11 protein-coding genes are annotated in these 12,612 nt (G+C 41.4%); 3 read left to right on the top strand and 8 right to left on the bottom strand.

Translation table 11 applies throughout. The features are described 5' to 3' along the window. Positions 1-47 precede the first annotated feature (47 nt). Positions 48-1,010, bottom strand: coding sequence for an acetylxylan esterase (locus M2353_RS01475; protein WP_098680996.1), 963 nt, complete (start codon positions 1,008-1,010; stop codon positions 48-50). Positions 1,011-1,220: 210 nt separating this feature from the next. Between M2353_RS01475 and M2353_RS01470 the strand changes: the two genes are divergently transcribed. Then, positions 1,221-2,006 carry a carbon-nitrogen family hydrolase gene (locus M2353_RS01470; protein WP_144679667.1) on the top strand — a complete coding sequence of 262 codons (786 nt, stop codon included), beginning with the start codon at positions 1,221-1,223 and terminating at the stop codon, positions 2,004-2,006. A gap of 197 nt (positions 2,007-2,203) precedes the next feature. Here the strand turns inward: M2353_RS01470 and M2353_RS01465 are convergent, their stop codons facing one another. Next, a complete protein-coding gene (locus M2353_RS01465; RefSeq protein WP_282747381.1) occupies positions 2,204-3,109 on the bottom strand; it encodes a LysR family transcriptional regulator in 906 nt (301 codons plus the stop codon). Between the two features lie 118 nt (positions 3,110-3,227). Between M2353_RS01465 and M2353_RS01460 the strand changes: the two genes are divergently transcribed. Next, a complete protein-coding gene (locus M2353_RS01460) occupies positions 3,228-4,001 on the top strand; it encodes a class I SAM-dependent methyltransferase (RefSeq protein ID WP_284724796.1) in 774 nt (257 codons plus the stop codon). A 230-nt stretch (positions 4,002-4,231) separates the two neighbouring features. Here M2353_RS01460 and M2353_RS01455 read toward each other — a convergent pair whose 3' ends face one another. From M2353_RS01455 to M2353_RS01435, 5 genes are all read right to left on the bottom strand, one after another. Further along, entirely contained in the window at positions 4,232-5,608 is a 1,377-nt protein-coding gene (locus M2353_RS01455) for an MFS transporter (RefSeq protein WP_024718969.1), read from the bottom strand. A gap of 120 nt (positions 5,609-5,728) precedes the next feature. Then, the gene (locus M2353_RS01450) at positions 5,729-6,736 is read right to left on the bottom strand and encodes a LacI family DNA-binding transcriptional regulator (RefSeq protein WP_284724795.1); all 1,008 of its coding nucleotides are present in this window, start codon (positions 6,734-6,736) and stop codon (positions 5,729-5,731) included. Between the two features lie 77 nt (positions 6,737-6,813). Beyond that, entirely contained in the window at positions 6,814-7,761 is a 948-nt protein-coding gene (locus M2353_RS01445; protein WP_284724794.1) for a dihydrodipicolinate synthase family protein, read from the bottom strand. 412 nt (positions 7,762-8,173) lie between these two features. Continuing rightward, complete coding sequence (locus M2353_RS01440) at positions 8,174-8,731, bottom strand: shikimate kinase (RefSeq protein WP_007498270.1); 558 nt, start codon at positions 8,729-8,731, stop codon at positions 8,174-8,176. 85 nt (positions 8,732-8,816) lie between these two features. Next, positions 8,817-9,590 carry an IclR family transcriptional regulator gene (locus M2353_RS01435; protein ID WP_017366579.1) on the bottom strand — a complete coding sequence of 258 codons (774 nt, stop codon included), beginning with the start codon at positions 9,588-9,590 and terminating at the stop codon, positions 8,817-8,819. A 143-nt stretch (positions 9,591-9,733) separates the two neighbouring features. On the opposite strand from M2353_RS01435, the gene M2353_RS01430 reads away from it, so the two are divergent. Continuing rightward, complete coding sequence (locus tag M2353_RS01430) at positions 9,734-11,095, top strand: hypothetical protein (protein WP_017358565.1); 1,362 nt, start codon at positions 9,734-9,736, stop codon at positions 11,093-11,095. 117 nt (positions 11,096-11,212) lie between these two features. Here M2353_RS01430 and M2353_RS01425 read toward each other — a convergent pair whose 3' ends face one another. Beyond that, positions 11,213-12,565, bottom strand: coding sequence for an IS1182 family transposase (locus M2353_RS01425; protein ID WP_284724793.1), 1,353 nt, complete (start codon positions 12,563-12,565; stop codon positions 11,213-11,215). Positions 12,566-12,612: the final 47 nt, after the last annotated feature.

Below are 12,612 nucleotides of genomic sequence, written 5' to 3'. Positions count from 1 at the left end.
AAGACAAAGAGCTAAAATGAATGTCATTTTAGCTCTTTGTCATGCTCTTATGTTGATAGAAGCAAATGCTTTTGTAAAAAGGACAGCTTCTCTGTTTGAAAAGCAGGAATAAACTCGTGCCCAAAATATCGGTACACTTTCAGCTCTTTATCTGTTTCTAAATGATTGTATGCCGCAAACACGGTGGATGGCGGTGTCACTTGATCAATCAGACCGATCGCCATCAATGTTGGCTGTTTCACCCAGCCGGCTAAATTGATTAAATCAAAGTAACTTAATGTCTCAAATACCTTTTCTTCAGCTTCTGGATCACTGTTTCTGCGAAAGTAAGAATTGATTTCTAAATAAGGCTGCTCCAAGGCAACATCAACTGCACGCTCAAAATTTGATAAGTAAGGATAGTCTGCCACAACGACTTTTGGAATGTCTGAAAGGGCTGCGGCCGCAATCGCTAACGCCCCCCCCTGACTTCCACCGATCACGCCGATACGATGTTCATCTACTTCGGGGAAAGACTGAATGACTTCAAGTGCACGAACAGCATCTAGATAAACGCCTCGATAATAGTACGTATCCTTCGATAAAATGCCTTTTGTCATCCATCCTAATGCATGCCCGCCTGGCGTCACTGATGTGTCTTCACTGCCACCTTGACCGCGGACGAGCATACCAAATGTTGCATAGCCGTGCAGCGCCCAGTTGACGATGTCATGAATGCCGTCGTCATAGCTGGCATTATAGCCATGAAAACGAACGAGCGCTGGATGCGGACCAGTTTGATCAGGCACAGCATAAAAGCCTTCAATTTTAGAATGTCCAAAGCTTTGATACGTCAGGCGGTACACCTTGACGCCTTTCACTGGATAGTCATAAGATTCAAGTGTTGGCTCTGCCTCCACTTGGCGCAGTTCTTCGAGCGATTTCTTCCAAAAGTCTGAGAAATCAGGACGTGCTGTTTTCTTTGGTTTATATTTTTTTAGCTCTTCTAGTGATAAATCGAACAATTGCATATCATACTATTCCCCTTTGTTTTGTTAGTTATGAGTATCATACCACTCATTTCTTGATTGAGAAAGTCATTTAACAAAACCTTCTGACATTTCTATTGGCAAAGATGGCGGAAAGCTTTATGATAAAGAAACTGGCTTAAAGACTAGATGCTTCAGGCAATATCACCCGAACCATTCATTGCATGAAACGAATAAAGGAGGCAGACCGACATGAACATCGCCCTGATTCAAATGGACGTACAAATAGGAGAACCTGATGTAAACTTTCAGAAAGCAGAAGCGTTTTTAGAAGAAGCCATCCGCCAACAGCCTGATTTGATTATTCTACCTGAAATGTGGAATACCGGATATGCGTTAGAGCAAGCGGATGAGCTTGCCGATGCAGATGGCGAGCGAACAAAACAACTCTTCTCTTCCTTTGCCCGCAAGCACCAAGTGTATCTCATCGCAGGCAGTGTTTTAAATAAGAGGACAGAAGATGAAAACATCACCAATACAATGTATGTCTTTAACCGCCAAGGTGAGCTTTTGTTAGATTATGATAAAATTCATTTATTCCGCTTAATGGATGAGCATAACTATTTAACCGCTGGTGATCAGCTTGGTTTATTTGACTATGGTGAAGATGTCAAGATTGGTGCGATGATCTGCTATGACCTCCGCTTCCCTCAGCTTTCTAGGACGCTCGTGAACAAAGGGGCGAAGGTGCTTGTTAATACCGCTCAATGGCCGTCAGCAAGAGTGGACCATTGGCGCAGTCTGCTCATCGCAAGAGCCATTGAGAATCAGTCATTTGTGATTGCGGTGAACCGGACGGGCACAAGCAGAGACACTGAATTCCCTGGTCACTCCATGGTGATTGACCCGCTCGGACGCATTCTACTTGAGACAAATGATGAAGAAGACATTTATTATGCAAACATTGATCTTCAGCTCGTAGATGAAGTGAGACAACAAATCCCCGTCATGACAGATCAGCGGCTGGATTTATATTAGAAAGCAGGGGCCCCCTGCTTTCAGCGTGTAGACAAACCCTCGCATTCGGTGTCAGTCCTGCGTGCCGGTGCTCACGAATGTCAAATTCGCTCCGCGCCGGTACTCGTCCTTCCTAGGGCTGCAAAGGTTTTCTATCACGCTGAAAAAAGGTAATAGCAGGGGACTCCCCTGCTTTTTACGTTTAATTAAACGTTTGTTTAAGCTTTTCCTTGATTCTGTTGAAGGTCCATGAAGGCTTGAGCGGCTTTCGTTAAATATCTTTCTTCCACATATGCAAACACAAGAGTACGGGTTGGGCATGAATCAATGTGTAAATAAGTGACTGCTTTCCTTTCCTCTTGTGCCACCATTTTCGGCACCACCGTCACACCTAGCTCATTTTCAACCAATGCCTGAGCTGTTTGAATATGACTTGTTTCAAATGCAATCCTCGGCCGAAAGCCATGATGACGGCACAGTTCCGTGACCACTTGCCGAAAGCCATATCCCTCTTTCAGCATAATAAATGGGGCATCTTCCAGAAGATGAAACGGGACAGACCCTTCTTGTTCCGCTTGATTGATGATTTCATTCAGTTCATCCGTCAACCACGGTTGAGCCGTTTGCGGAATGGCGAGGAGAAGCGGCTCTGTCAGCATTTGTTTTGTTTTCAATGATTCATGCTCGACAGGCAGAGAAAGAATCGCCAGATCCAGTTTCCCAGCGAGTAAACGTCTTTCTAGCTCACGAGGCGATTCTTCTATCAAATGAACGTGAACGTGCGGATACGTTTGACAATAGGTTTTTAATAAACTTGGCAGGACATATCCCCCTGTGACTGCTGGCGCACCAATCATCAGTTCTTTCCCTACCTCATAAGCAGCTTCCCCCATCTCACGCAATAAATCATCTCGTTCCTTCAAAATGATCTCTGCTCTTTTGATCAATCGGTTTCCTTGAGGTGTAGGAGTGACTTGTCCATACTTCCGAATAAACAGAGGAGTATCTAATTCCTCCTCAAGTTTTTTAATTTGCTGACTTAACGAGGGCTGTGCAATGTGAAGTTTTTCCGCTGCTTTTGTAAAGCTTTGCTGCCGGTACACTTCCATGACATATTCCATCATTCGTATATCCACTTCTCTCACCTCATAGGTTTTAACTATTCATATCATATCTTTTATGTCTTAGACAAATCACGGGAAGAACCCTACGATAAAGAAACAACAAAAAGGGGGTAAAGGAATGAATCCATATTCAAAAGCCGAGAAACAATTCTCACAAAATGCAGAGAACTACCGAGATTCACCCATCTTTGCAGCTGGAAAAGAACTTGAATGGATGAAAACGGCGGCGAAGGCAAAGGGCGATGAGCATCTACTTGATATCGGCTGCGCGGCAGGTCATACCGTTTTTTCCTTTTCAGACGTCATCTCTAAAGGAATCGGGATTGATGTCACACCCAAAATGATCGAGGTTGCTACAGCACTTGCGGAAGAGCGACAGCTGAACCACATTACGTTTGAGCAGGCATCCGCAGACGCATTGCCCTTTTCTGATGCATCATTTGATCTGGTCACATGCCGATTTGCTGCCCATCACTTCCCACATCTCCCGGCAGCCATGTCTGAAATCAGCCGAGTCTTAAAGAAAGGCGGCAAATTTCTACTTGTCGATCATTATGCACCTGAAAACCAAGCACAGGATGACTTTATTAATCATTTAAATAGACTGAGAGATCCCTCCCATGTGCGAGAAAGCTCGTTATCAGAATGGAAAGAGCTTTTCGCTGACAACCATCTGACGAAAGAAGATATCCGTTACTGGGATCTGCATATTGATTATCAGGACTGGATCATACGAGGACGTACACCAGAAAATGTTCAAAAGGAAATCGTTGCCCACTTTCATGCTGCAGACGATGAAACGAAACAGCTGTTTCAACTGCAATTCGACGAACATCGTCAGCCAACATCCTTTTGCCTAAAAGCTGCACTGCTTCAAGGGATCAAACATTAAACTGATCGAAAAAGTCTACCCTAGCCGGTAGACTTTTATATTATGAATATACATTTCCACTATCTGATAGATATTACTTTTCATGTTCGTGACAAGGAGTGCTGCATGATGTTTCTATTATAAGATAATTGAACTGAGGTAGGTTAGGCTTTTTCAAAAGTGTACGTAAATCCTCTGAATAAAAAAAGAACCTACCCTCTTTAGAATAAGTTCTTCACTGCATGCATCACTTACGGTGCAATATCCTCTAATACTTTCTCTCTCGTTTCGATCATTTTAAAAGCAAGAATTGCTCCCACTACAGTCACACTTGCAAAAAGAATAAAAATAGTTGAAACACCGCTCACCTCTAAAATAAAACCTATCATAATAGGAGCAATCGCTGAGGCCAGCCTAAGCCACGCTGTAGCAAATGCCGTACCAATTACCCTCATACGGGTTGGATAGATTTCAGGTGTATATAAATAGAGAAGAACTGTAATTGTCCCCATCATTCCGTAGGCAGCGGACCCTAAATAAATAACGCTTTCTGGAGAATTTGCTCCGCTGATCCATAAAGCCGTTAATAAAGCACCTGTTACGATAAATGCAATGGTTGCCCAACGCTTCCGTCCTACTTTATCGATTAAAAATGCACAAGCGAATACCCCTATGGTCTGTAAAATATTTGTGAGAGAGGCTGCCCTTAATGAATCTCCAACTGGCAAATTGTAAACCGTATTATAAAGACTCGGTAACCAGTTATTTAATCCATTCGATACAAAGTAGGCAGAAAACCATAGTCCCCATACGATCAATGTTCTTTTACGATAAAAAGTAGAAAAGAGCTCTTTCCAGTCGCCTTTTTCAGTGCTGCTGGACACTTGCTTTGCAACAGGCATTCGTTTGTCTGTACTAGCTTCAATCTCTTCAATGATTCTTTCGGCTTCATCTAACCTGCCTTTTGAAATAAGCCATCTTGGAGACTCGCGTAACATGAAAAAGAAGACAAAGACGATTAAACCGCCAATTCCACCAATCAAGAACATCCATTTCCACCCAAAGCTAGGTACAACAAATGCACCAATTTGAGCTGAGATCATTAATCCTAATGGAAAAATCATCTCATAAAGCATAAAAAATCTCCCTCTCCCTTGGGCCCGGGACAACTCATTGATATATGAGGCCGCTACCGGCACTTCTCCTCCTACTCCAATCCCCTGTATAAACCGAAAAATAAAAAGGGCCATAAAGTTACCTGAAAATACACATGCGATACTCATAATAGACATGAGAAATACAGTCCACTTTGCACTAAATACACGGCCACGTCTTTCTGCTAACCATCCAAAGAAAATAGCACCAATCGCTTGTCCGATATAACCAGACCCAATAAGAAGACCAATTTGAGCAGGTGATAAATTCCACATGCCGATGAGAACTGGGAGAACAAACGCTAAAGATAGTGCATCAAAAGCATCAAAAAAGGTAGCAGATCCCATAATGATACGAGGTTTTAAATGCCATCTCGAAAAAGGTACACTTTCCATCCTAGTCAATAGTTGTGAAGCTCTATCAACAACTTGCTCATCATGAGAATTTGAATTTCCGCTGAGTTCTAACGTCATGATATCTCCTCCTTAATAGAGGAAATGATGCAAAAGTACATGCTGATGAGCACAAAAGAAATCGCTTACATTTTAAATGAAGAGACATTCTAAAGCGATCATATGAGTTTTCAGCATCTATCATTTCTTTTTTGGCGTTCCCGTGGTGCCACGATCTACATAGTACATCGGGAAGATGTGTTCCATCTTCTCTAACTGTTCTCCTTCTACTAACTGCGTTAGTAAAGAAACCGCTTTTCTTCCCATTCCAACTAAATCAACATGAACAGAAGATAAAGAAGGGGTTAGAAAACTTGCAATGGGCACATCATCAGCACCAACGACAGACAAATCATGAGGTATTGACACATTTGCGATATCTGCCGCTTTCATGACCCCTATCGCCAAAAAATCTGAAGAGCAAACAACTCCAGTCATGTGCTGGTTTCCTTGGAGAAATTGAGAAACCACTTCTACTACTTTTCCCCCATCAAATTCATCTAACTCAAACACAAGCTCTTTGTTCTTTGTTAATCCTAAACTTTTCAGTGTACGCTCATACCCCTTGTAATACCTCACACTATGCATCGAACTCATTGGACCATTGACCAGTCCAATGGTTCGATGACCTTTATCAAATAAGGCCGTGACAGATTGACACACACCTTCCTCATCATCTGGCCTGACACATGGAAATGGAGAATCCTCTAAGTAACTTCCGACAACGATAATGGGAATAGCTAAACTTTTTAACCAATCCATGCTCAATTCTTCATTTCTTGGAGAAAATAAAATGGCACCATCTACAGCCTGCGTTTCAAGTAATCGCTGCTGCTGTACAGATGTAAATGACATCAACATATTGAATTCAGTCTCATCTAATTCCTTCGCTATCCCATCTAAAATCGTCGAAAAAAATGGATTATTCAAAATATATGAACCACGAGGAACCACGACAGCAATATTGCCAGTCTTTCTTTTAACGAGCCCTCTAGCTCCTAAATTAGGACGATAGCCTAATTCATCAATCACTTGTTTAATTCTTTCAGCCGTTTGAGCACCTACTCCTGGTTTGCCACTTAATACTCGGGAAACAGAAGCGATAGACACTCCAGCTTTCAATGCGACATCTTTAATACTTACTGACACATTTCATACCTCCGGGAGTCTGTTGTTTTATACTCTATTATAACCTGACTCACTTTCATCATGAAATCAATGGTCTGTTATTTACTAACGTTTTCCTTAAGTAAACCAACACTTTGAAGGCCCTGACGAATCTCTTCTTTTTCCTTTTGAGTTAAAGGTAATACTGGCTTCCTCGCAAGCGAACTGCTGATCAAACCTCGCTGGAACATCGCTTCCTTCATTCGCAGATGAGAGGTAGATGAAGGTTCATCCATTTTATACACAGCATGCTTTAATTCAAAGATTCTATCGTACACTTTATTAGCCGCTACAAGGTCTTGTTCTTCCACACATTTCACAAGCTCAGCAATCAAATCTGGGACAAAACAGCCGAAACCTACAAGCGCCCCATCAATTCCTTGAACTAATGTTGGCAATAAATATTCATCGTGACATGTGAGCAATGATACATCTGGTGCATGCTTTTTCAGTGCGCGCACATCGACTTCATATTGCGCCATGTCTCTTTGACCGATTTTAAATGAGACAACGTTTGGAATCTCCGACATTTCTAATAATTGACTGGTTGTATAAGAGGTTTTTGTCCATGTTGGATATTGATGGACGATGATTGAAATTTCAATTGCTTCTGCAACATCTTGAAAGAATTGGACAGGTGACTCAGGCTGCATACCGAATCTCAGCCATGAATGTGGCGGCATAAGAAGAATACCTTCTCCACCAGCTTCCTCCACTGCTTTTGCATGCTGGATCGCTTCAATTGTCCCTTCAGCAGAAACCCCAGAAATGACAGGAATTTCTCCCTTTAATTCGTCGGCTGCAATACGCACAGCTTCAGCTCGTTCATGTGGCAGCAAAGTCATAATCTCGCCAGTATGTCCATTGACAACGATCCCATTAATCCCTTCGTGCTCCGCCACCCAGCGAACAAGCTTACGAAAAGCAGGTTCATCAATTGAATAGTCATCTTTAAAAGGAATTAAGACTGCCGGGAATACACCGCTCCATTTTTCTTTATTTTTCATCAACAAATTCCTCCCCATCCGTTATAGTAAACGTTTACGGTAAGCGTTTACGTTAATAATCATAGAATGATCTAACCGAAGGTGTCAACAATATTTTTAAAAATTATAATAATTCAAAAAATGATTATTAGAATTTAGATACTATTTTATTTTTTCAAAAAAAGAAAATGAGAGATATATTTCGTTTCCCACATCAATCAAAAAAACCTCATCATCTTGAACTCGTTGTAGTCTAATCACCACTTTTTTCAAACGGCTAGACACACCACATAAAGGATGCATACATTTTGATATAATGACGAAGGAAAAAACATCTTTTCTTCTTTTTTCATCCATCATCCAACTTAGACTGTGATTTCTTTGACTACTCCTGATCTAATAGAAAAAGTCTACCCCCTTAGGATAGACTTTTTTATTTCGAATATAGATCCCAGCCAAGCTTGAGTGTATCGACAATATAATTGGCGACTTCTTCAGCTTCTAGATGATCTGTTTCCACTCTTGAGTTATGAAGGGAATAAATTTCCCGGCGCTCTTCAAACAGCTCTTTCATCTCGTCAAGCGTGCGGTTATGAAGAACAGGACGGTTTTCAATTAAAATATCCAGCCGCTGTTTCCAATTCTCCCAAGATAGGTCAAGGAAAAGAACCGTACAATGCTTTAAGCAAGATCGTTTGATTTCTTCCTGTTTAAACGCACCGCCTCCAAGAGACACGATCTTTAGCTGAGTATGTTCACATAAATCGACGATATAGTCCTTTTCAGCCTGCCTGAAGAATGCTTCTCCTTTTTGCTGAAACATTTCTGGAATCGTCATGTTGTACTTTTTCTCAATCTCCTGATCAACATCAATAAAATCTCTATATAACTTTTTGGCAACCAGCTGCCCAATGGTTGTTTTCCCAACGCCCATAAAGCCAATGAGGACAATATTTCGCTGTCTCACAGGAATCTCTCTATTGTTTTTCATGTTCGTGACACGTCCTCCTTACGACAAGGAATGCTACATAATGTTTCTATTATATGATAAATGGACTGAGAAAAGATAGGCATTCTTAAAAATTGTGTTTGACGACGTAACCGAGCTGTTCGGAGAGCTTCTCGGCATGCTCTTTCACTTTTTGCTGCAATTGAGGGATGACATCTTCAGTAAATCGTTGGGTCGGTCCAGATATGGATAAACATGCCTGCACCTCCCCATGAATGTTAAAGATTGGTGCCGCCACTGCCGCCGATCCGACTTCCCGTTCATCAATACTGCAAGCGGTATGCGTTTCAAGAATATGACGACATTCTTTTTGCCATTCCTCCATCGTCATGTGATCAGCCTCAGACGCGAAAACTTGCTGTTGAAACTCTTCGCTTTGGAAAGCAAGCAACACCTTTCCACCAGCACCAGCGTATAACGGCAGCTTCTCACCGATTTTCACAAGATGCCGAATCGATTGCAGCCCTTCGGCTTGTTCAATACATACCCTGCTTTTGTGATCGAGCACATACAGGTTGACAGTTTCCTTTGTTTCATCACGAAGTGTGTACATGAGCGGTTTTGCCAGTTCCCTCAATTTGATGGACTTCCCAGCAATATAACCGAGAAGATAAAGTCTTTGACCGAGCCGGTACTTCATTGTCTCTTGGTTCTTTTCCACAAAATGATTCATTTCAAGTGCCTTGAGCAGTCTCGTTGTGGTAGACATTGCTAAGTTCATCTCTTTTGATATGTCCGTTAGCGTCAACTCTTGACGTTCTTCGCTAAAGCAAGAAAGAATATCCAAAGCGCGCTGAACGGTACGCAATCCTGATTCTTCTTTTGACTTTTTATCAGCCATGTTCACTTTCTCCTTTTCCCCTTTGATTTCTTATCGACATGATTAACCAATTTTGCTATAATCCATTTTAAATGTTCCATTAAAAGAAAACAAATTCCACTGTACGGAATAAAACCGATAGATGTTTTGATGGAGGAGATATCATGATCTACCTGCTCATTTTCACACTTCTTATTAGCTTATACATCGTTCATCAACTATTCCCTGCTCCCATTCTCTCCTATTTGGTTGGTCTGCTGGCGGCTGCTTCGCTCACCATTTCCTTTAAGAAGGCCAATGGGCTTTATTTGAAAACGGGTGCTATGTTTCTCTTGATTGGATTGGTGTTATTTTTCTGGTCAGAACAGCCTTTGCATACGCTTTTTCTTCATTTTCATTCCATGCTAGGCTTACTCTCTTTATTTTTCATGTTGCCATTTATTCATTCTCTCATACATGTTGGACATTTCGATACTCAATTAAATAAACTGCTTACCTTACATACAACAAGTACAAATCAGCTTTATCGCAAGAGTTCATTTGTCACTCATGTTCTTGGCATGTTTTTAAATATCGCAACGATTCCCTTATTATATACATCCTTGAAACCGTCGCTGAACGCCCTTCAGGAACAAGTCAAACAGCACCTTTATACGCGCAATCTTTTAAGGTCATATGCGCTATGTCTTAGCTGGAGTCCTGTCGAAGTACTGGTGAGTGTTACCATTGATGCAACCAAATTGAAATATTATCAGATTGCACCCGTTACCTTTTGTTTAATGGTGCTTGTGCTGTTGACGGATTGGTTGCTGTTTTCTCGTCAAAGCAAACGATTGCCGCATATCATCCAGCCGGCAGAAGCTCACTCCAACCCTCATCGCATCAAGAGAAAAACCCTTCAGCTTGCTTTCATGCTGCTCAGTTTTATGACAGTCGTTTCGCTTGTTGACGCCTGGATTGGGAAAGGTTATCTGTTCGCTGTTGTGCTGACGATTATTCCTTTCGCTCTATTATTCTCGTCTATCATCAAAAAACGAAAACAATATGTAGCCGTCTCTATTCCCCATTGGAAAGAACGGACCCGCCAGCTCTCCAATTATATGTGTCTATTTTTAAGCGCGGGCTTCTTTGTCGATATGCTGCTTGTCACAAACAGCCTGCAGCCGATTCAAGCATTTATCGTCAGTATATCAGATCATGCCATTTGGGTTTATGGGGTCATCGGGCTGTATTTTCTCATCACCGCTCTTTGCGGTTTTCACCCGCTCGTTTCGCTTGCTCTCTTAGTGAGCTTGATGGCACCTGTCATTCATGAACTGCCTGCCCTTCCCATCGCAATCATGCTCATTATCGCTGGAACCTCAACGGTCATGTTTAGCCCATATAATGTATCTGTCTCCCTATTAGCCGATTTGATGAAGGTCAACCCTTACCGAATCACTCGATGGAATATCTGGTTTGCTGGTTTTTATATCAGCATGGGTATCGCATGTGCAACGATCATCACCGTCATCTTTTATTCATAGAAAAAGAGAACCCAATGAGTTCTCAGATTGTAGAGAAACTCATGTTTTTCTACAATCTTTTTTATTTTCATCGTAATGATGATGGATGAGATTGAATGAAAAAGGCCTCCCACACACCTAACCTAGCTTCGCTAGATGTGTGGCAATCTTCTTCATGTTCTGACAGGCAGCTGTGAGAAGAACTTGCTCACTCACATTTTGTTTTCCCCTCAACCGGCAGTAGCGAAGCCCGTGCAGTTGTTTTGAATCTGCAAAGCTTCGCTCTATTTTTTCTTTTCTTTTTTTATATAGCTCTTTTCCAGAGACAGATAGACGATTTTGTCTGATCTTTTCTTTATGTTCTTCCCATATGTGTCTTGAGATGACTTTTTGATGATTTTTCGACCTTGTGCATCTTTCAAGGAAAGAACACGATGCACATTTTTTAGGATCTGATTTGTAGAATCGATAACCCTTTCGATCAGTTGTTGTATATAATAGCTTCTCACCATTTGGGCATATGTAATGATCATGTTCAGAGTCATACTTGAATTTCCACTTCTCAAATAAACCTCTTGTTGGATGAAAGCGTCTATGTGCGATGACACCAAAAATACGGCGATCTGATAAACCTTTACAGATTGGGGTCGTCAAATAACCAGAATCAAGGGCAACAGCTTCTACTTGAAAACCAAATCGTGCGATTTGGTGATCCAACCGATCAAGATACGGAACAGAATCATGGACATTACCGGGCGTGATGTGGGCATCCGTGATGATATTGTACTTCATATCCGTTGTACGGTGGTCTAGGTAGAAAAAGCCTTCCGGTTTGTTTTCACGATAAAGATAGCCACTTTCAGGATCAGTCGTACTTTGACGAATGTCTTTTTCCGTTTTCACCTCCTCTTTTACCTTTAAGGGCTTTTTTCCGTGTGCCACCCGATCTTCTTGGATCGCTTCTTCTAAATCATTTATATAGTTCTGGGTATCTTGTTCAATCGTTTTTCTCATATATTTATGTTTATTGGCATTGGCTTTAAGATGAGTTGAAACAGTAAAAAGAACGCGGCCTCCTACCATATCATGATTGATAGCTTGAAGCACAATCTCGTCGAAAATGTCTTGAAAAATCGTTGTATCTTTGAATCGAGTACGACGATTCCAGCTAATGGTCGAGTGATGAGGAACGGGGTCATTGATGTTCAAACCTAAAAACCATCTATACGCCATGTTATAGTAAATTTCTTTTTCAAGTTGTCTTTCAGAACGGATACCGTACAGGTATCCGATAAACATCATTTTGAACAAAATAAGTGGATCAAGAGAAGGACGACCTTTATTCTCGCTATAATACGGTCTTACTTTATCTACGATAAATGAAAAATCAATGTACTGATCAATTTTACGAAGCAGGTGATCCTCTTCGACCAGTTGATCTAGTAATACAAATTCGGCTTCGTGCTGAGAAGAATTTCTAGTGTGGAACATGAGAAAAACACCTTCCTTTAGTATGCTTTTCTCTATTATAAAATGGG

Origin of the sequence: Bacillus aerius, from assembly GCF_029894105.1 — a bacterium.
Taxonomy (GTDB): Bacteria; Bacillota; Bacilli; order Bacillales; family Bacillaceae; genus Bacillus; species Bacillus altitudinis.
This window is presented reverse-complemented; position numbering and strand designations above follow the sequence as displayed.